Annotated in this window: 19 protein-coding genes and 1 tRNA gene; 9 read left to right on the top strand and 11 right to left on the bottom strand. The window is 57.0% G+C overall.

Annotation, left to right across the window (positions count from 1 at the left end):
• From rfbA to ACILRC_RS00875, 8 genes are all read left to right on the top strand, one after another.
• Positions 1–915, top strand: a complete 915-nt coding sequence (gene rfbA, locus ACILRC_RS00910; protein WP_395667439.1) for a glucose-1-phosphate thymidylyltransferase RfbA — start codon at positions 1–3, stop codon at positions 913–915.
• A gap of 30 nt (positions 916–945) precedes the next feature.
• Positions 946–1,497, top strand: coding sequence for a dTDP-4-dehydrorhamnose 3,5-epimerase (gene rfbC, locus ACILRC_RS00905; RefSeq protein ID WP_395667438.1), 552 nt, complete (start codon positions 946–948; stop codon positions 1,495–1,497).
• 63 nt (positions 1,498–1,560) lie between these two features.
• The gene (gene pilB, locus ACILRC_RS00900) at positions 1,561–3,294 is read left to right on the top strand and encodes a type IV-A pilus assembly ATPase PilB (protein WP_395667437.1); all 1,734 of its coding nucleotides are present in this window, start codon (positions 1,561–1,563) and stop codon (positions 3,292–3,294) included.
• A gap of 20 nt (positions 3,295–3,314) precedes the next feature.
• Complete coding sequence (locus tag ACILRC_RS00895) at positions 3,315–4,538, top strand: type II secretion system F family protein (RefSeq protein ID WP_395667436.1); 1,224 nt, start codon at positions 3,315–3,317, stop codon at positions 4,536–4,538.
• Positions 4,538–5,383, top strand: a complete 846-nt coding sequence (locus ACILRC_RS00890; RefSeq protein WP_395667435.1) for a prepilin peptidase — start codon at positions 4,538–4,540, stop codon at positions 5,381–5,383. Before ACILRC_RS00895 ends, ACILRC_RS00890 begins: the two co-directional genes overlap by 1 nt.
• A 1-nt stretch (position 5,384) precedes the next feature.
• Positions 5,385–5,996: a dephospho-CoA kinase gene (coaE, locus tag ACILRC_RS00885; RefSeq protein ID WP_395667576.1), complete on the top strand. Its 612-nt coding sequence runs from the start codon at positions 5,385–5,387 to the stop codon at positions 5,994–5,996.
• A 22-nt stretch (positions 5,997–6,018) separates the two neighbouring features.
• On the top strand, positions 6,019–6,774 hold the full coding sequence (gene zapD / locus ACILRC_RS00880; protein WP_395667434.1) for a cell division protein ZapD: 756 nt from the start codon (positions 6,019–6,021) through the stop codon (positions 6,772–6,774).
• A gap of 29 nt (positions 6,775–6,803) precedes the next feature.
• Positions 6,804–6,998, top strand: a complete 195-nt coding sequence (locus ACILRC_RS00875) for a DNA gyrase inhibitor YacG (protein ID WP_395667575.1) — start codon at positions 6,804–6,806, stop codon at positions 6,996–6,998.
• Here ACILRC_RS00875 and ACILRC_RS00870 read toward each other — a convergent pair.
• The 5 genes from ACILRC_RS00870 to ACILRC_RS00850 all read right to left on the bottom strand — a co-directional run bounded on the left by ACILRC_RS00870 (position 6,987) and on the right by ACILRC_RS00850 (position 13,477).
• Entirely contained in the window at positions 6,987–7,460 is a 474-nt protein-coding gene (locus ACILRC_RS00870) for an NUDIX domain-containing protein (RefSeq protein ID WP_395667433.1), read from the bottom strand. The genes ACILRC_RS00875 and ACILRC_RS00870 overlap by 12 nt on opposite strands.
• Positions 7,460–8,335, bottom strand: coding sequence for an ATP-binding protein (locus ACILRC_RS00865; RefSeq protein WP_395667432.1), 876 nt, complete (start codon positions 8,333–8,335; stop codon positions 7,460–7,462). The genes ACILRC_RS00870 and ACILRC_RS00865 overlap by 1 nt, the downstream gene beginning before the upstream one ends.
• A gap of 27 nt (positions 8,336–8,362) precedes the next feature.
• Entirely contained in the window at positions 8,363–9,592 is a 1,230-nt protein-coding gene (gene argJ / locus ACILRC_RS00860; RefSeq protein WP_395667431.1) for a bifunctional glutamate N-acetyltransferase/amino-acid acetyltransferase ArgJ, read from the bottom strand.
• Positions 9,593–9,601: 9 nt separating this feature from the next.
• On the bottom strand, positions 9,602–12,364 hold the full coding sequence (secA, locus tag ACILRC_RS00855; RefSeq protein WP_395667430.1) for a preprotein translocase subunit SecA: 2,763 nt from the start codon (positions 12,362–12,364) through the stop codon (positions 9,602–9,604).
• A gap of 135 nt (positions 12,365–12,499) precedes the next feature.
• On the bottom strand, positions 12,500–13,477 hold the full coding sequence (locus tag ACILRC_RS00850; RefSeq protein ID WP_395667429.1) for a M23 family metallopeptidase: 978 nt from the start codon (positions 13,475–13,477) through the stop codon (positions 12,500–12,502).
• Positions 13,478–13,528: 51 nt separating this feature from the next.
• Here ACILRC_RS00850 and ACILRC_RS00845 point away from each other — a divergent pair, with 51 nt between their 5' ends.
• The gene (locus ACILRC_RS00845) at positions 13,529–13,804 is read left to right on the top strand and encodes a hypothetical protein (RefSeq protein ID WP_395667428.1); all 276 of its coding nucleotides are present in this window, start codon (positions 13,529–13,531) and stop codon (positions 13,802–13,804) included.
• A gap of 18 nt (positions 13,805–13,822) precedes the next feature.
• Here the strand turns inward: ACILRC_RS00845 and ACILRC_RS00840 are convergent.
• The 6 genes from ACILRC_RS00840 to petA all read right to left on the bottom strand — a co-directional run bounded on the left by ACILRC_RS00840 (position 13,823) and on the right by petA (position 17,947).
• A tRNA-Thr gene (locus ACILRC_RS00840) sits at positions 13,823–13,898 on the bottom strand.
• Positions 13,899–13,944: 46 nt separating this feature from the next.
• On the bottom strand, positions 13,945–14,403 hold the full coding sequence (locus ACILRC_RS00835; protein WP_395667427.1) for a ClpXP protease specificity-enhancing factor: 459 nt from the start codon (positions 14,401–14,403) through the stop codon (positions 13,945–13,947).
• A gap of 19 nt (positions 14,404–14,422) precedes the next feature.
• A complete protein-coding gene (locus tag ACILRC_RS00830) occupies positions 14,423–15,034 on the bottom strand; it encodes a glutathione S-transferase N-terminal domain-containing protein (protein ID WP_395667426.1) in 612 nt (203 codons plus the stop codon).
• A 98-nt stretch (positions 15,035–15,132) separates the two neighbouring features.
• Complete coding sequence (locus tag ACILRC_RS00825) at positions 15,133–15,891, bottom strand: cytochrome c1 (RefSeq protein WP_395667425.1); 759 nt, start codon at positions 15,889–15,891, stop codon at positions 15,133–15,135.
• 17 nt (positions 15,892–15,908) lie between these two features.
• Entirely contained in the window at positions 15,909–17,321 is a 1,413-nt protein-coding gene (locus ACILRC_RS00820) for a cytochrome bc complex cytochrome b subunit (RefSeq protein ID WP_395667424.1), read from the bottom strand.
• An 11-nt stretch (positions 17,322–17,332) separates the two neighbouring features.
• Positions 17,333–17,947, bottom strand: coding sequence for a ubiquinol-cytochrome c reductase iron-sulfur subunit (gene petA, locus ACILRC_RS00815; protein ID WP_395667423.1), 615 nt, complete (start codon positions 17,945–17,947; stop codon positions 17,333–17,335).
• Positions 17,948–18,049 lie beyond the last annotated feature (102 nt).

Here is an 18,049-nt window from a genome sequence, read left to right as displayed (position 1 = left end):
ATGAGCAACTCAACCGAATCCACCCCTACCCATCCCAGCCGCCGCGGCATCATCCTGGCTGGCGGCTCCGGCACACGCCTGTACCCGGCCACCCAATCGGTCAGCAAGCAACTACTCCCGATATACGACAAGCCCATGATCTACTACCCGCTGACCGTGCTAATGCTGGCGGGTATCCGAGAAATATTGGTGATCTCTACCCCCCAAGATACTCCGCGTTTTGAGCAGCTGCTGGGTGATGGTGCCCAGTGGGGCATTGACATCTCTTATGCGGTGCAGCCCTCGCCCGATGGCCTGGCGCAGGCGTTTTTGATTGGCGAGCGTTTTATCGGGTCGGCTGCCAGCGCATTGGTATTGGGCGACAACATTTTTTATGGCCACGACTTCGCAGCACTGCTCAAAAGCGCCAATCAACAGACCGCTGGCGCAACAGTTTTCGCCTATGCGGTCAACGACCCAGAGCGCTACGGCGTGGTGGAGTTCGACAACGCGGGGCGGGCTATCAGCCTGGAAGAAAAGCCACTCGCACCAAAAAGCCGCTATGCGGTGACCGGTCTGTACTTCTACGACAACCAAGTTGTAGACATGGCCAAGCAGGTCAAGCCCAGTGCCCGCGGAGAGCTTGAGATCACGGACCTCAACCGCATGTACTTGGACAAGGGCGCACTTGATGTGCAGACCATGGGGCGCGGGTATGCCTGGCTCGACACAGGCACCCATGAGTCCATGCTGGAGGCAAGCCAATTCATCTACACCATTGAAAATCGACAAGGCCTTAAAGTCGCCGCGCCGGAGGAAGTGGCTTGGAGAAGCGGCTGGATCAACAATGCCCAATTGGAGTTACTTGCAGGCCAACTGGCCAAATCGGGCTACGGAAAGTACCTGTTGCGATTACTTCAGGAAGCGGTGTATTGATGCCACACTCACCTACATGAAGCCGCCCCCATGAAGGTTACCTCCACGGCCATCGCCGACGTGCTGCTGCTCGAACCCACGGTGTTCGGGGACACGCGCGGTTTCTTTTTTGAGAGCTTCAATGCCCACGTGTTTGAGCAGGCCACGGGGGTCAAGGCCGTCTTTGTACAAGACAACCATTCCCGCTCGACCGAGGGCGTGCTGCGTGGCCTGCACTACCAGGTGCAACGCCCGCAAGGCAAGCTGGTTCGCGTGACGCAAGGCGAGGTGTTTGACGTCACGGTGGACATCCGACCAGACTCCAAAACCTTTGGAGCTTGGGTGGGAGTGATCCTCTCGGCAGAGAACAAACGCCAGCTCTGGATTCCGCCCGGCTTTGCCCATGGTTTTTTGGTGCTATCGGACGCCGCGGACTTTCTCTACAAGACCACCGACTACTACGCGGCGCAGCACGAACGTTGCATCCACTGGAATGACCCAACCCTGGCAATTGCCTGGCCTCTAGGAAGCCGCTTACCCATACTCTCGGCCAAAGACGCCGAAGGTCAAGCATTCTTTGACATCAGGTCAGGGAGCGTTTGATTTACAGTGGCGTGACCAAGTCCGCTGCATTGCAGCCATTTTCAGCACTATACCGACGGCACAATGGCATCTTCAGTTGATTCACTGTTACAAGGTTCCAACACCGTGGCACTTCCTGGCATCGGGCGTGCCATGGTCACAGCGGGCAAGCTGGGACAAAAATCAGCCGAAGAGATCTACAGCAAATCCGTCAGCAACAAGAGTAGTTTCATCGCTGAATTGGTCGGCTCTGGCGTGCTTTCGGCGTCCGATCTGGCACACACCCTCTCGGTGGCATTTGCGGCTCCCCTGGTGAACCTAGATGCCCTTGACCCGAAGCGTCTGCCCAAAGGGCTGCTTGACAGCAAGATTTGCCAAGACTATCGGCTGGTCGTACTGAGCAAGCGCAACAACCGGCTCATGGTGGCTACCGCCGACCCATCGGACCAAAGGGCAGCAGAAAAGATCAAGTTTTCGACCCAACTCGGAGTGGACTGGATCATTGCCGAGTACGACAAACTGTCGCGAATGGTGGAGGCCGACAAGGTTACTGCCACCGAGGCAGTCGAAGACATCATTGGCGGCGATTTCGAGTTTGACGAAAGCGCGGTCGATACCGCCACTGAGAACACCCAAGCCACGGCGGAAGTGGAAGACGCGCCGGTGGTGCGCTTCCTGCAAAAGATGCTTCTTGATGCCGTCAGCATGCGCGCTTCCGACCTCCACTTTGAACCCTTCGAGCACAGCTACCGGGTGCGTTTTCGGGTGGACGGCCAGCTGCGTGAGATCGCCAACCCGCCGGTAGCCATCAAGGACAAGTTGGCGTCGCGAATCAAAGTCATCTCCCGCATGGATATCTCTGAAAAGCGGGTGCCCCAGGACGGGCGAATGAAGCTCAAAGTGGGGCCCGAACGGGTGATCGATTTTCGGGTCAGCACCCTGCCCACCCTGTTCGGCGAGAAAATTGTGATCCGAATACTGGATCCGAACAGTGCCAAGCTTGGCATTGACGCCCTGGGCTATGACGCGGAGGAAAAAGAGCGACTGCTCAAGGCGGTGGGAAGGCCCTACGGCATGATCTTGGTCACGGGTCCCACTGGTTCCGGCAAAACGGTTTCACTCTACACCTGCCTGAACATGCTCAACCAGCCCGGTGTCAACATCGCGACCGTGGAAGATCCCTCCGAAATCAACCTGCCCGGCGTCAACCAAGTAAACGTCAATGAGAAGGCCGGTCTCACGTTTGCGGCCGCGTTGCGCTCATTTTTACGGCAAGACCCAGACATCATCATGGTGGGCGAAATCCGCGACGTAGAAACTGCTGACATATCCATCAAGGCGGCACAAACAGGGCACTTGGTGCTCTCCACCTTGCACACCAACGACGCCCCCACAACACTCACGCGCATGAGGAACATGGGTATCCAACCTTTCAACATCGCGTCCAGCGTGATACTGATCACCGCACAGCGCTTGGCGCGCAGGCTTTGTCTCAGCTGCCGCGCGCCTATGGAAATACCCAAAGCCGCACTACTGGACGCTGGTTTCACACAGCAAGACCTAGACGGCAGTTGGAAACCGTACAAGCCGGTTGGCTGCGCTAGCTGCAATCTGGGCTTCAAAGGCCGGGTCGGCATTTACCAGGTCATGCCGATCACTGAGGCTATTCAGCGCATCATTTTGCAAGATGGCAGCTCACTGGATATCGCCAAGCAGGCCGAGCGCGAAGGCGTGCGTTCGTTGCGCCAATCCGGCCTGAACAAAGTCAAGATGGGACTGACTTCACTGGAAGAAGTTTTGGCCGTCACCAATGAGTAAGTCGATAGCCAAGGGACAATATGGCAACGACTAAGCCCAAGACCAGCGAAAGCAAGGACGCCGTTTACGAATGGGAGGGTAAGGACAGGAACGGAAAACAGGTGCGTGGAGATATGCGCGCCGCTGGGGAAAACCAAGTCAAGTCTGCATTGCGCCGCCAGGGCGTCACCTTGAGCAAGCTCAAAAAGCGCCGAATGCGATCAAGCCGGTCCATCAAGCCCAAGGACCTTGCAATATTCACCCGCCAGCTCGCGACCATGATGAAGGCTGGTGTGCCTTTGCTTCAAGCCTTCGACATCGTGGGCCGCGGCAATCCCAACCCCAGCGTGACTCGGCTGCTCAACGACGTTCGCAACGATGTCGAGACCGGCACCTCGCTGAGCAACGCGTTTCGCAAGTACCCGCTCTACTTCGACAAGCTGTACTGCAACTTAATCGAAGCGGGTGAGTCTGCAGGCATCTTGGACCAATTGCTGGACCGCCTGGCTGTCTACATGGAAAAAACCGAGGCCATTAAGTCCAAGATTAAGTCTGCGCTGATGTACCCGATCACGGTGCTGATCGTCGCCTTTGTGGTGGTTTCTGTGATCATGATCTTCGTGGTGCCTTCCTTCAAAGAAGTCTTTGCCTCATTTGGTGGAGAGCTTCCGGGGCCCACATTGATGGTCATTGCCATGAGCGAGTTCTTTACCGCCTATTGGTATTTGATATTCGGCGCGTTGGGCGGGGGAGTCTATTTCTTCTTAGAGTCTTGGAAACGGGACATTCGGGTTCAGGCCTTCATGGATCGTCTAATGCGAAAGCTTCCAGTGTTCGGACCCCTGGTTGAAAAGTCATGCATCGCACGCTGGACGCGGACCCTTTCCACCATGTTTGCGGCAGGCGTACCCTTGGTGGAGGCACTGGACTCGGTGGGAGGTGCCGCCGGCAATGTTGTTTATGCAGAGGCCACCCAAAAGATTCAGCAAGAGGTTTCCACTGGCACCGCGTTGACGGCCGCTATGTCTAACGCGGATCTGTTCCCTTCCATGGTGCTGCAAATGTGTGCCATCGGCGAAGAGTCCGGCTCCATTGACCACATGCTGTCCAAGTGTGCGGACTTCTACGAAGCCGAAGTGGACGACATGGTGGCGGGCATCTCGAGCTTGATGGAGCCCATCATCATTGTGGTACTGGGCGGCATCATCGGCGGCATCGTGGTGTCCATGTACCTGCCTATCTTCAAACTTGGACAGGTGGTGTGATGCTGTCTGGGGTACCTAGTCTCGATGCCGGTTTGTTCGCACTGGCAGGCCTCTTGGTTGGCAGCTTCATCAACGTTGTGGTGTACCGTCTGCCCAAGATGCTGGAGCGACGGTGGGCTGCAGAGTGCGCAGAGTCTTCTGGCGCCACGCCCAATGAACAAGCGCCCTTCAATCTAATGGTTCCGCGTTCCCGCTGTAATCATTGCGGCCACCCGATCTCCTGGCACGAAAACATTCCCATCGCCAGCTACCTCTACTTGGGTGGGAAATGTTCGGTTTGCGCCTCGCCAATCTCTGTTCGATACCCCCTGGTTGAGGCCCTCACTGGAGGGCTGTTCTTTTTTTGCGGCTGGGTATTCGGAGCCAACGCCACCGGCGTGGTCTGGAGCGTTTTTTCAGCCATGCTGCTGACTTTGGCGCTGATCGATTGGGACACCACGCTGCTGCCTGACGACATCACGCTGCCTTTGCTGTGGCTGGGCTTGGTGGCAGCTGCTTTGCAATGGACTCCTACTGGCTTGAACTCGGCGCTTTGGGGGGCGGTAGCGGGCTACTTATCTCTGTGGTCTATCTATTGGGGCTTCAAAATCACCACAGGCAAAGAAGGCATGGGCTACGGCGACTTCAAGCTGTTCGCAGCGTTGGGCGCTTGGTTTGGCTGGCAAGCTCTCATTCCGCTGATTCTGATTGCTTCGATCGCAGGTGCGGTCGTGGGTCTCGCAATGAAGTTCACGTCCGGCTTGCGCGAGGGCGGCTACATCCCGTTTGGTCCCTTTTTAGCGATGGCTGGCTATGCAGTACTGGTGCTAGGACCAGAAACGGTACGTAGCCTTGCGGGCATTTGAGGTGGGGTCTCGATCCACACGGCTTGGGCTAACTGGCGGCATTGGCAGCGGCAAAAGTACGGTAGCAATGATGCTGGGCCAACTGGGCGCAGCGGTGGTGGATGCGGATGCCATTTCGCGTCAGCTCACCGCGCCCAGCGGCGCGGCGATTCCCGAGATCGCGCAACAGCTTGGTCCGCATTGCATTGCAAGCGACGGTGGCTTGGACCGTGCCGGTGTACGAGACTTGGTATTTCGCAATCCCGACGCCAAGCTTCAACTTGAGCGCATCATCCACCCCTTAGTGGCACAAGAGGTCAAACAGCAGGTCGCATCTGCACAGCGTTCCGCAGTCCCCTGCATCGTGCTGGATATTCCGCTGCTTGTAGAGTCGGCGAATTGGCGTGCCCGCGTGGACCGGGTGCTGGTTGTCGACTGCATAGAAGCGACGCAAATCGCTCGCGTCATGCAGCGCAGCGGGCTGGCTTTGGCCGAGATTGAACGCATACTGCGCATTCAGGCCAGCCGCCACCAGCGCCTCAAAGCGGCAGACCTTGTGCTCTACAACGAAGGGCTGACCATGGACGAACTGGGGCGTGAGGTACGCCAGATTGGGGCGAAGTTCGGGCTATGATTCGGTGACTGGAAAGCGCAGTGTGATTCTTTACGAGTACCCCTTCAACGAGCGAATTCGCACCTACCTGCGGCTGGAGCAGCTTTTCCTAAGGTTGGGTGTTCTGGTGTCGCGCAGCCACGCGGTAGACCACCACTTTGCCCTCACCACCATCTTTGAAGTGATGGATGTCGGAGCCCGGGCCGACCTCAAATCCGATGTATTGCGCGACCTAGAAAAGCAAAAGCAAACACTCAATGGCTACCGTGGGAACCCGGCCATCGCAGAGTCGGTACTGGACCGTGTGGTTGCACAGGTCGAACAATGTTTTGAGGCGCTCAATCGCCTTCCCGGCAAAGCCGGTCAGGCGCTTACGGAGAACGAGTGGTTGATGAGCATTCGAAGCCGCGTGGGCATCCCGGGTGGTACTTGTGCGTTTGATTTGCCTGCCTACTTCGCCTGGCAACAGCGCAGTGATTCGGCCCGCCGATCCGATTTACAGCGTTGGATTGCCACATTGGTGCCCTTGGCCGAGTCCATCCAACTTTTGCTAAAGATGCTGCGTGACGGGGGTGCACCGCAAAAGGTGGTCGCCGTGGGCGGCCAGTTTCAGCAGAACCTACCTCAAGGACGGACCTTTCAGTTGCTGCGTTTGGCCATTGACCCGGGGTTGTGCTTAATCCCGGAGATCAGTGGTAACAGATTGCTGGTATCCATCCGCATGCTGCGCCAGGACGCCGACGACAAGTTGCACGCATGCCAAGAGGACGGTGCGTTTGAAATCGCGCTCTGTTCCTGACCTTATGTACATGGGCTGTGTTTGACACCATGCAATGCAAGATGGTTCCATGTCCGGCGTGCGGGGCAGACAGCGTGTTTGCGCCCTCCAATCCATTTCGGCCGTTTTGTGGCGAGCGCTGCAAGAGCCTCGATCTCGGCGCCTGGGCGGACGAAGCGTTCCGCGTGCCAGTACGCCCTGAGGCCGAAGATGCGGCTCCGGAAGCCCATAACTCAAGACAGTAGACCGCGCTCCTGGGCGAGCCAGTCCAGTACCGGCAAGGTGCCAGGCAACACCGGCTGCAGCTTGACTGGCAACTGGGTCCAGACAAACGACTGGCCCTCACGCATTTGCAAGGCGCCGACCCACGTGAACACCTTACAGAAATGCAGACGCACCAAGGCATGGGGATAGTCAACCACCTCGGACTTCCACGGCCGCGCCGAACCTATGGTGACGCCCAACTCCTCCAACAGTTCCCGCGCGAGCGCCTGCTCGACTGACTCGGCTGGCTCGAGCTTACCGCCAGGGAATTCCCAGTAGCCTGCGTACGCCTTGCCAGCAGGCCGGGTTGTCAACAAAAAGGCGCCGTCAGGTCGTATCAACACCCCAACCGCCACTTCGGTGACCGGTCGGTTGGCACCACCACCTTGGCGAGGCACATCCGCGTCAGCCACCAAAGGCGTTGGCTGGTGGGCCTGGTGCATCAGCGCGACGCCTTACGTCCCGCAAAGTCACGCGCGAATTGCCAGGCCACCCGCCCACTGCGAGATCCACGCTCCAATGCCCACAAAAGCGCCTCTCCACGCGCAGCAGCAACCTCGTCGGGTGCAACGCCCAGCACGTCCAGCCACTGCGATGCAATATGCAAGTACTCGTCCTGGGAAAACGGGTAAAAGCTCACCCACAGACCGAAACGCTCGGACAGGGAGACTTTTTCCTCCACCGCCTCGCCAGGGTGGACTTCCCCATCCTGGGTGTGGGTGTAGCTCAGGTTCTCTGCCATGTATTCGGGCAACAAGTGGCGGCGGTTGCTGGTGGCGTAAATCAACACATTGGGGGTGGATGCTGCCACCGATCCATCTAGCACGGACTTGAGTGCCTTGTAGCCGGATTCGCCGTCGTCAAAGCTTAGATCGTCGCAAAAGACAATGAATTTTTCGGGCCGAGATGCGACCACATCTACGATGTCGGGCAGGTCCACCAAATCGGACTTATCCACCTCGATCAGACGCAGCCCCAATGGTGCGTAAGCATGCAGACAGGCACGGATCAAGGAGGACTTGCCGGTGCCCCGCGCGCCCGTGAGCAATACGTTGTTAGCGGTAGCGCCACGCACGAACTGTTCGGTGTTGCGGCATATCTTTTCCTTTTGGACGTCAATTTCCTTGAGGTCCACAAGTGCCATTGCCCCCACATGCTGCACCGGCGCAATAACGCCTTGACCAGAAGTGCGCCTGCGGTAGCGAAAGGCCACAGACGCGCTCCAATCGGGCTGCACCAAACCACGTTCAAGCGCGGCCTCGACGCGCGACATGAACAACTCGGCGCGCGCAAAAAAATGCATTGCTGGATCGGTCATCAGAGGCCTTGGCCAAACAGATCTGGTTCAGGATCGGTAGTCAGCATTGATCGTGACGTAGTCGTGGCTGAAATCACAGGTCCAAACCGTGTCCATCGCTGGCCCGCGCCCAAGGTGTACACGGATTGTGATTTCCGACTGCCGCATCACTCGCTGTCCATCGGCTTCTTGGTAAGCTGGATTGCGACCGCCCTGTGTTACCACATGTACGTCGTCAAGGTGGAGTTCAATCCGATTGGCGTCTAGGTCGACAATCCCAGCGTATCCCACCGCGGCCAGAATGCGTCCTAGGTTGGGGTCGCTGGCAAAAAAAGCGGTCTTCACCAAAGGTGAGTGTGCGATCGCATAAGCCACCTGGCGGCACTCTTGGGGCGACTTTCCACCCTCCACCACCACCGTGATGAACTTGGTCGCTCCCTCACCGTCGCGAACGATCGCATGCGCGAGTTGCCGGGCGACGCCAAGCATCAAGGCGAAAAGTTGCTGACCCTCTTCGCTGTTGATCGAGTCGATAGGGGCATTGCCCGCCCGGTTGCTGGCGATCACCAGTAGCGAATCATTGGTCGAGGTGTCGCCGTCGACGGTAATCCGGTTGAAGGAGGACTCGGCTAAGGCGGTAGCCAAGCCTTGCATCAGATCGGAGTTCACACACGCGTCAGTAGCAATGAAGCCAAGCATCGTGGCCATGTTGGGGCGAATCATGCCCGCGCCCTTGCTGATGCCGGTGACGGTGATGGTGTGTCCGCCAATCTGGGCTTGCGCGCTGTATCCTTTGGCGACCGTGTCGGTGGTCATGATGCCCTCGGCAGCACGCAACCAATGATCGCCAGCGGCGTCTGCGATCGCCGCGTCGAGCCCTGCCACGATGCGCTCGCTTGGCAGTGGTTCCATGATGACGCCCGTGGAGAAGGGAAGAACTTGGGTTGGCTGCAAGCCCAAGCGGTTAGCGAGAGCCTCACACACATTGCGGGAGCGCAGCATGCCGTCGGCACCAGTTCCTGCATTAGCATTTCCGGTATTGATGACCAGTGCACGCACACCCGCATTCGAGGCCAAATGCGTTCGGCACAGGTGCACTGGCGCAGCGCAAAAGCGGTTTGAAGTGAAAACTCCGGCCACGCTGTTGCCCTCATCGAGCAGGAACACTGTCAGGTCTTTGCGCCCGAGCTTTCGCACACCAGCTTCCGTGACACCGATTTGAACACCGGCAATGGGCAAGAGAGAGGCTACTGCAGGTGCAGAGAGGTTCACAGGCATGGTGCTTTCTCAGGCAAGTTTTCCGTGGCAGTGCTTGTACTTCTTGCCACTGCCGCAGGGGCAGGGATCATTGCGACCAACGCGAGGCACATCGGTCGCAGGGCCCGACCGCGCACCGGCCACTTCCGATGCTGCGACCGTCTCGGTCTCGCCAGTTTCAGTCGGAGCGGTGTAGGTGACGTTCGCAATGCTTTCGGCGCGCTCTTCCATCGCCTGCGCGGCCTCGTCGAGCTGGGCGCTGGACTGGATCTTGACGGTCATAAGCAATTTGGTTACTTCGTTCTTGACCGAGTCCAGAAGTTGGCCGAACAGCTCGAAGGCTTCGCGTTTGTACTCCTGCTTGGGCTGCTTTTGCGCGTAGCCGCGCAGATGGATGCCCTTGCGCAGGTAGTCCAATGCGCTCAGGTGGTCGCGCCAATGGGTGTCTAAGCTTTGCAGCAACACCATGCGCTCGAACTTGGTGAAGTTTTCTTCGCCAACCTCAGCCACCTTGCTCTCAAACGCAGCATTTGCCGCAGCGATGGTGGCTTCCAGCAGGTCTTCATCAGTGATGGCACTGGCCTCGCTGACCTGCTTTTCCAAGTCCAGCGCGATGTTCCAATCGTCCGCCAGGGCCTTCTGCAAGCCCTTGACGTCCCACTGCTCTTCTACCGACTCTGCGGGTATGAACTGACGCACCAGATCCGTGAAGCAGCCTTGGCGCAAAGAGGCGATTTGGGCACTGAGCGTCTGCGCGTCCAAAATGGCATTGCGCTGCTGATAAATCACCTTGCGCTGGTCGTTGGACACATCGTCGTATTCCAGCAACTGCTTGCGCATGTCGAAGTTACGGGCCTCTACTTTGCGTTGGGCGCTTTCGATGCTGCGGGTCACGATGCCCGCCTCAATGGCCTCGCCATCGGGCATTTTCAATCGCTCCATGATGGCCCGCACGCGGTCACCGGCAAAGATGCGCATCAACGAATCGTCGAGGCTCAGATAAAAGCGCGAGGACCCAGGGTCCCCCTGGCGACCCGACCGGCCGCGCAACTGGTTGTCAATGCGCCGAGACTCGTGGCGCTCGGTGGCAATGATCCGCAGACCTCCCAGAGCCTTGACGGCCTCATGGTCCTGAGCCCATTGCGCACGCACCGCTTCAACTTGGCGCGCTTTGGTCCCGTCATCAAGTGCAGGATCTGCCTCGATAGCCTCAACGGCCTTCTCCAGGTTGCCGCCGAGCACGATATCGGTCCCACGACCGGCCATGTTGGTGGCGATGGTGATCATCTTGGGACGACCAGCCTGTGCCACGATGTCGGCCTCGCGCGCATGCTGTTTGGCGTTGAGAACCTGGTGTGGCAGGTTTTCTTTTTCCAGCAGCTTCGCGATGATCTCGGAATTCTCAATTGACGTGGTTCCCACCAACACCGGTTGGCCGCGGGTGTAGCAGTCGCGGATGTCTTGGATGGCGGCGTCGTATTTTTCAGGAGTCGTTTTGTAAACCCGATCGAGTTGATCCTCGCGCCGACTCACGCGGTTGGGCGGCACGACCACGGTCTCAAGACCATAGATCTCCTGGAACTCGTAGGCCTCGGTGTCCGCAGTACCCGTCATGCCAGCGAGCTTGTTGTACAGGCGAAAGTAGTTCTGGAATGTGATGGAAGCCAAGGTTTGGTTTTCGGCTTGGATTGCCACCCCTTCTTTGGCTTCCACCGCTTGGTGCAAACCATCGCTCCAACGGCGACCCGTCATTAGGCGACCGGTGAACTCGTCGACGATCACAATTTCACCTTGCTGCACCACGTAGTGCTGGTCTAGGTGAAAAAGGTGCTTAGCACGCAATGCCGCGTACAAATGGTGGACTAGGGTGATATTCGCCGGGTCGTAAAGCGAAGCACCCTCTGCAATGAGCCCGTTGTTGAAAAGAATACGTTCGGCGTTCTCGTGTCCACGCTCGGTGAGAAAAACCTGATGGGACTTTTCGTCCAGCGTGAAGTCTCCAGGCTTGGTAATGCCCTCTCCAGTGTGTGGGTCGGCCTCCCCCTCTTGGCGCTCCAGCAGCGGCACCACCTTGTTCATGGCTATGTACAGCTGGGTGTGGTCTTCCGCTTGGCCGCTGATGATGAGCGGAGTTCGGGCTTCGTCGATGAGGATCGAATCGACCTCGTCAACGATGGCGTAGTGTAGGCCACGCTGCACCCGGTCTGCGACCTCGTACACCATGTTGTCACGCAGGTAATCAAAGCCGAACTCATTGTTGGTGCCGTAGGTAATATCCGCTGCGTAAGCTGCTTGCTTTTGCTCGCGCGAGGTGTGCGGCAAGTTGATGCCCACAGACAAACCCAAAAAATTGTAGAGGCGACCCATCCACCGTGCGTCACGACTCGCAAGGTAATCATTGACCGTAATCACGTGCACGCCTTTGCCAACCAACGCGTTGAGATAGACCGCCAGCGTGGCTGTCAATGTCTTGCCCTCGCCAGTACGCATCTCAGAAATCTTGCCGTGGTGCAAGGACATGCCACCGAGCAATTGAACGTCGAAATGACGCATCTTCATCACGCGTTTGGAGGCCTCGCGCACCACTGCAAACGCCTCGGGCAACAGCGCTTCCAGAGCCTCGCCGTTGGCAATACGTTGTCTAAAGTCCCCTGTTTTCGACTGCAGGGCTTCGTCTGTCAAACGTTCCAACTGCGACTCGAGTGCATTGATGCGCACCACCACAGCGCGGTACTGCTTGAGCAGGCGGTCGTTTCGACTGCCAAAGATTTTTGTGAGAAAGTTGGTTGCCATGCATTCGAGGCCGGTAAAGCGCAGCGGTCCGCGCCAACCAGCAGCATCCTTTTGTCAATACTGTGAAGAGTTGGGGGTACTTCGAAAAAACGCAACGTCATGCACGCCACGTTCATCAAACCGCCCTGACGAATTTTAGCGTTGCGCGGCAACCCCACCGATTTGGCCTGGCTTGCGCTCGTTCTTTGTTAGCAAGGGAGCGGGCACCGAACTACCCGCAGTCAAAAACTTTTGCGGATCCTGCGGCACCCCCTGAACCAACACCTCGAAATGCAAGTGGGGACCTGTTGATCGCCCGGTGCTACCGACAGCCGCAATTTTCTGTCCTCGCTTGATCAAATCACCCTTCTTTACATAAACCTCGGAGGCATGCGCATAGCGAGTCGTCAGGTCGTTACCGTGGTCGACCTCAACCAACTTGCCGTACTGAGGATGAAACTCTTCAGTCACCACAATGCCCCCCGCAGCGGCAAGTATGGGGGTACCCGGATCCGCAGGGTAGTCCAGGCCTGTGTGCAAGGCCGATCGGCCAGTGAACGGGTCAATGCGCCAGCCAAACTGCGAACCTGTGTTGACCGACTGAACTGGCGCCTGCGTAGGAATCATCATCTTTTTGATCTTCTGTTCAAACAGCCGCGACTCGATGATTGTGAGCATGTCGGTGCGCTGGTCGGTCAACCGATCGAGCTCGCTCAAAGTCTGCTCCAGTTCCTCCAAAGTAAGTGACCGCCCCGGCACCAGTACTCCACCACTACCGGGTTTGGCCTTTAAATCTGCGGGATAAACGCCTGAAAGCCCCGAAACTCGTTCACCCAAGGACTCCATCTGCACCAGCTTGGCCTGCATCTCGCCCAACTTTCGGGCCATGACGTCGATGTTCTCCCGAACAAACCGGTCACGTTGCGCGACCTCGTCCTTCACCACCAAGCGCACTAACGAGCCCACAACTGGCCAACCCTCACGAGCGCCCTTCAAGAATACCCAGTGGTACAGCAAGGCTGCCATTAGCATCAGCATCAGCGATGCGAAGAACGTGACTACCAACAGGCGCGCGGCACTGAGTTGAATGCTGTGGCTCTTGGAGAGCCGGGAGTCCGTGATAATCAACTGCACATGCAATCCCCCACTATGGAACCAAAGCGCCGAAACACTGCCGTTACTGTTATGGAAGCCACCCAAAGCTCGCCCATGTTGGCTCAGCTTGTTGCGATGGCCGATCAGTCACGCGAACGCTTAGAAGCCCTTGCGCCACTCATACCAAAAGCACTGCACAACCACATACTGCCCGGACCCACAGAGGGCAACAAATGGAGCTTGCTGGTGGACAACAACGCTGTGGCCGCCAAACTGCGCCAGATCATCCCCGCCCTGGAGAGCCACCTGAAGTCACGCGGGCTCGGTCAAACCTCTATCCGTTTGCGAGTTCGCTCAGGCAAGTGATCAAGGAATGTACTGCAATGGTGCCGATTATCGGATTCGAACTGATGACCTACCGCTTACAAGGCGGTTGCTCTACCAACTGAGCTAAATCGGCGCGGGGCGAGTGTAACCTAGGCAGATTGGGCTTTACTTGCCCCCGACTACTTGACACGGGTAAGCGTGGGACGCGAACCGGGCGGCGGGCGGGGCGCTGGTCCAGCGTCCCCATGGTCTGCAACAACCGTACTTGAAATTCCACCTGAAGATGTGGTGGGTTCCTCGGCGTCTTCGTCCAAGTTTTGGACCAAAGGGAACGCCATGCCTTGGCCATTCTCGCGAGCGTAAATCGCCAGTACTCGATTCACAGGGATCAAGATATCCCTGGCAACCCCGCCAAAACGCCCTTTGAACTCAATGTAATCGTTGCCCAACTTCAAGGCACTGGTTGCATCGAAGCTGATGTTCAAAACGATTTCACCGTCCTTGATGTATTCATTGGGTACTCGGACAGACTCATCCGCATGCACTGCAATAAATGGCGTGAAAGCGTTGTCTGTACACCACTCATACAAGGCACGAATCAGGTATGGGCGGGTCGACGCAAGCGCGTTGCTGTCCATGCCGGTCAGCCTCCAAACATCACTTGCGCATCACCTTTTCTGACGGAGTAAGCGCTTCGATATACGCTGGCCGCGAAAAGACTCGTTCGGCATACTTCAACAGCGGTGCCGCGTTTTTACTGAGGTCGATACCGTAGTAGTCAAGACGCCAGAGCAGCGGAGCAATGGCAACATCCAGCATGGAGAAGTTCTCACCCAGCATGTACTTGTTTTTCAGGAAGACTGGGGCAAGTTGGGTCAAGCGATCACGGATGTGCGAACGCGCTTTATCGAGCGCCTTTTCATTACCCTTGGATGCACGGGCCTCCAACGTGGAAACATGTACAAACAACTCCTTCTCGAAGTTCAGCAGAAAAAGACGCACGCGGGCCCGGTCGACGGGATCGCCGGGCATGAGCTGAGGATGCGGAAAACGCTCGTCTATGTACTCATTGATGATGTTTGACTCGTAGAGGATCAGGTCACGTTCCACCAGGATCGGAACTTGGCCGTAAGGATTCATCACGCTGATGTCTTCTGGCTTGTTGTAAAGATCCACATCACGGATCTCAAAGTCCATACCTTTTTCAAACAGCACAAAGCGGCAGCGATGCGAAAAGGGGCAGGTTGTTCCTGAATACAGCACCATCATGGCGAAAGACTCCTAAAAATCAAAAGGAGTGGGCCACTGGTCGTCAGCCCACTCCACAATTGCAAATGCGCAAAGCGTGCGCACGCTAACAGCAAAACCTACTTGATGTCTTTCCAAAAGGCGACGTTGAGACGCCAAGTGAAAAGTGTGAGAAGCCCCAGAAACAGGAGAACCACGACGCCAACACGTACACGGGTGTTAGCGGCCGGCTCGGCCATCCATTGCAGGTAGCTCACCAAATTGCCCATTTCGTTGTCGAACTCGGCTTGGGTCAGGGTGCCTGGCGTCAACTGCGTCCAGCCTTTGAACACCTGCGTCTGGTGGCCATGTTCTTCAATGGTGTCGAAGACAGGTGCCCGCATGCCTTGCAGTTCCCACAGCACGTGGGGCATACCGACGTTGGGGAACGCCAAGTTGTTCCAGCCAGTAGGCTTTGTGTCATCGGGGTAATAGGTGCGCAGATAGGTGTACAGGTAGTCGGCGCCAGGGCCCATACCGACCGCAGACCTGGAGCGCGCAATGAGGGTCAAATCGGGTGGGTTGCCACCGAACCACTCTTTGGCCTGACGTGGGTCCACGGACACCTTCATTGTGTCGCCCACTTTGTCGGTAGTGAAAAGCAGGTTGTCCTTGATCTCCTGTTCGGTCAAACCGATATCTTTGAGCCGGTTGTAGCGCATGAATGCAGCAGCGTGACAGTTCAAGCAGTAGTTCACGAAGGTCTTGGCGCCACTTTGCAGAGCCTCCAAGTCGTTCGTCTTGTCGGGCGCCTTATCCCAGGCAATACCGCTAGAAGCTGCATGCGAAGAGATCGCCACGCTCAAACCCATCAACAGGGCCAGAATGATTTTTTTCATGGTGGTGAACTCCTCGCTCAATGGGCCACAAAGTTGACGCGTGCAGGCACGGGCTTGGGTTCACCCAGGCGACTCCACCACGGCATGAGGAGAAAAAATCCGAAATAGAACAAGGTTCCAACTTGCGATACACGCTCGCCAACCAATGACGTTGGCTTGACGCCCAAGTAGGCCAAGATCAAAAAGTTGATCACAAACAAGCCGTACACATACTTGTGCCAGCTCGGACGGTAGCGAATGGACTTGACTGGGCTGTAGTCGAGCCAAGGAAGGAAAAACAGGATGATGACTGCGCCACCCATCACCACAACGCCCCAGAACTTGGCATCGATCGACAACATCATGGCCGCCAAACCGGCAGCCAGCACTGCAATGACGCCCTTCACCACAGAGGGCAACTTGGTCTTGAACATACCAAACGCCGCAGCGGCAACAACGCATGCAATCAGCACATACATCATTTCTGTAGTGATGGCACGCAACATCGAATAGAAGGGCGTGAAATACCAAACAGGTGCGATGTGCAAAGGCGTCTTCAGCGGGTCGGCGGGTATGAAGTTGTTGTACTCCAAGAAATAGCCACCAAACTCAGGTGCAAAAAACACAATGGCAGTGAACACCATCAGGAACACACTCACCATAAAGATGTCGTGCACGGTGTAGTAGGGGTGGAAGGGAATGCCATCCAAGGGGTGGCCCTGCGCGTCTTTGGGTGCATTCGGTCCTTTGATCTCGATACCGTCGGGGTTGTTGGAGCCGACATCATGCAGTGCCAACAAATGGGCCACAACCAGTCCGAGCAGTACCAAGGGGACCGCGATCACGTGGAAACTGAAGAAGCGATTGAGTGTTGCATCGCCAACCACATAGTCGCCACGGATGAGCAACGCCAAGTCGGGGCCGATGAAGGGAATCGCAGCAAACAGGTTGACGATCACCTGAGCGCCCCAGTACGACATCTGGCCCCAGGGGAGGAGGTACCCCATGAAGGCCTCTGCCATCAGGCAAAGAAAAATTGCACAGCCAAAAATCCAGACCAGCTCACGCGGCTTGCGGTAGCTGCCGTACATCAGACCGCGGAACATGTGCAGGTACACGACCACGAAAAACGCCGAAGCGCCTGTGGAGTGCATGTAGCGAATCAACCAACCCCAAGGCACATCGCGCATGATGTACTCGACTGAGCCAAAGGCCAAATTGGCGTCCGGCTTGTAGTGCATCACCAGAAAAATACCGGTCACGATCTGGATGACCAAGACCAACATTGCCAAGGCGCCGAATGCATACCAAAAATTGAAATTCTTGGGTGCGTAGTACTCCGCCATGTGCACGCGGTAGGCCTCAAAGGCCGTTGGGAACCGGTTCTGAAACCAGTTCGTCACATGTTCGCCTGCCGAGGCGTTGGGGGAGATTTCTTTGAACTCAGCCATTTTCACGCGCCTCAGGCTTTCTTATCTTCACCGATTAGCAACTTGCTGTCGGAGAGGAACATGTGGGGAGGAACTTCGAGGTTATCTGGAGCAGGCTTGTTTTTGAACACGCGCCCGGCCATGTCGAATGTGGAACCATGGCATGGGCAAAAGAACCCACCCTTCCAGTCATCCGGCAAGGAGGGTTGGGCGCCCAACTGGAACTTGTCTGACGGAGAACAACCCAAGTGGGTGCAAATGCCCACTGCCACAAACACGTCCGGACGGATAGAGCGGCCTTCATTGCGCGCGTACTCAGGCGTGAACTCTTCGGGCTTGCGTTTGGACTCTGGGTCGGCCAGCTGGTCGGTCAGGGCGCTCAGGGTTGCAAGTTGCTCTGGGGTCCTGCGCATCACCCACACGGGTTTGCCGCGCCACTCCACTGTCACTTTTTCACCCGGCTTCAACGCTGCGATGTCAACCTCAACCGCTGCCCCAGCGGCTTTGGCCCGCTCAGATGGCTGAAAGCTGCTGACAAACGGCACTGCGGTGGCAACTCCGGCGACCGCGCCAGCGCAGCCGGAAGCGATCAGCCAGGTTCTCTTGCTAGAGTCGACCTGTGCGGTCGCAACATGGGTTTCACTCATGAGAATCCTCAATGAATTTCGGTACAAAGGTGAGCTAGGATTGTAGCTGACGCAAAAGTGCCAACTTGGTCACCCGCAGCAAGGGTTTTTCATCCAGCGTCC

This window comes from Rhodoferax sp. (genome assembly GCF_044236835.1).
In the GTDB taxonomy this organism is placed as follows: domain Bacteria; phylum Pseudomonadota; class Gammaproteobacteria; order Burkholderiales; family Burkholderiaceae_C; genus Allorhodoferax.
Note: the sequence above shows the minus strand (reverse complement) of the source record. Positions and strands in the feature narration are given on the sequence as shown.

Excerpts from the sequence above, each read along its gene's own strand:
- rfbA (WP_395667439.1), top strand. The coding sequence starts at position 1 with ATGAGCAACTCAACCGAATCCACCCCTACCCATCCCAGCCGCCGCGGC.
- rfbC (WP_395667438.1), top strand. The coding sequence starts at position 946 with ATGAAGGTTACCTCCACGGCCATCGCCGACGTGCTGCTGCTCGAACCC.
- pilB (WP_395667437.1), top strand. The coding sequence starts at position 1,561 with ATGGCATCTTCAGTTGATTCACTGTTACAAGGTTCCAACACCGTGGCA.
- ACILRC_RS00895 (WP_395667436.1), top strand. The coding sequence starts at position 3,315 with ATGGCAACGACTAAGCCCAAGACCAGCGAAAGCAAGGACGCCGTTTAC.
- ACILRC_RS00890 (WP_395667435.1), top strand. The coding sequence starts at position 4,538 with ATGCTGTCTGGGGTACCTAGTCTCGATGCCGGTTTGTTCGCACTGGCA.
- ACILRC_RS00875 (WP_395667575.1), top strand. The coding sequence starts at position 6,804 with ATGCAATGCAAGATGGTTCCATGTCCGGCGTGCGGGGCAGACAGCGTG.
- ACILRC_RS00870 (WP_395667433.1), bottom strand. The coding sequence starts at position 7,460 with ATGCACCAGGCCCACCAGCCAACGCCTTTGGTGGCTGACGCGGATGTG.
- ACILRC_RS00865 (WP_395667432.1), bottom strand. The coding sequence starts at position 8,335 with ATGACCGATCCAGCAATGCATTTTTTTGCGCGCGCCGAGTTGTTCATG.
- argJ (WP_395667431.1), bottom strand. The coding sequence starts at position 9,592 with ATGCCTGTGAACCTCTCTGCACCTGCAGTAGCCTCTCTCTTGCCCATT.
- secA (WP_395667430.1), bottom strand. The coding sequence starts at position 12,364 with ATGGCAACCAACTTTCTCACAAAAATCTTTGGCAGTCGAAACGACCGC.
- ACILRC_RS00845 (WP_395667428.1), top strand. The coding sequence starts at position 13,529 with ATGGAAGCCACCCAAAGCTCGCCCATGTTGGCTCAGCTTGTTGCGATG.
- ACILRC_RS00835 (WP_395667427.1), bottom strand. The coding sequence starts at position 14,403 with ATGGACAGCAACGCGCTTGCGTCGACCCGCCCATACCTGATTCGTGCC.
- ACILRC_RS00830 (WP_395667426.1), bottom strand. The coding sequence starts at position 15,034 with ATGATGGTGCTGTATTCAGGAACAACCTGCCCCTTTTCGCATCGCTGC.
- ACILRC_RS00825 (WP_395667425.1), bottom strand. The coding sequence starts at position 15,891 with ATGAAAAAAATCATTCTGGCCCTGTTGATGGGTTTGAGCGTGGCGATC.
- ACILRC_RS00820 (WP_395667424.1), bottom strand. The coding sequence starts at position 17,321 with ATGGCTGAGTTCAAAGAAATCTCCCCCAACGCCTCGGCAGGCGAACAT.
- petA (WP_395667423.1), bottom strand. The coding sequence starts at position 17,947 with ATGAGTGAAACCCATGTTGCGACCGCACAGGTCGACTCTAGCAAGAGA.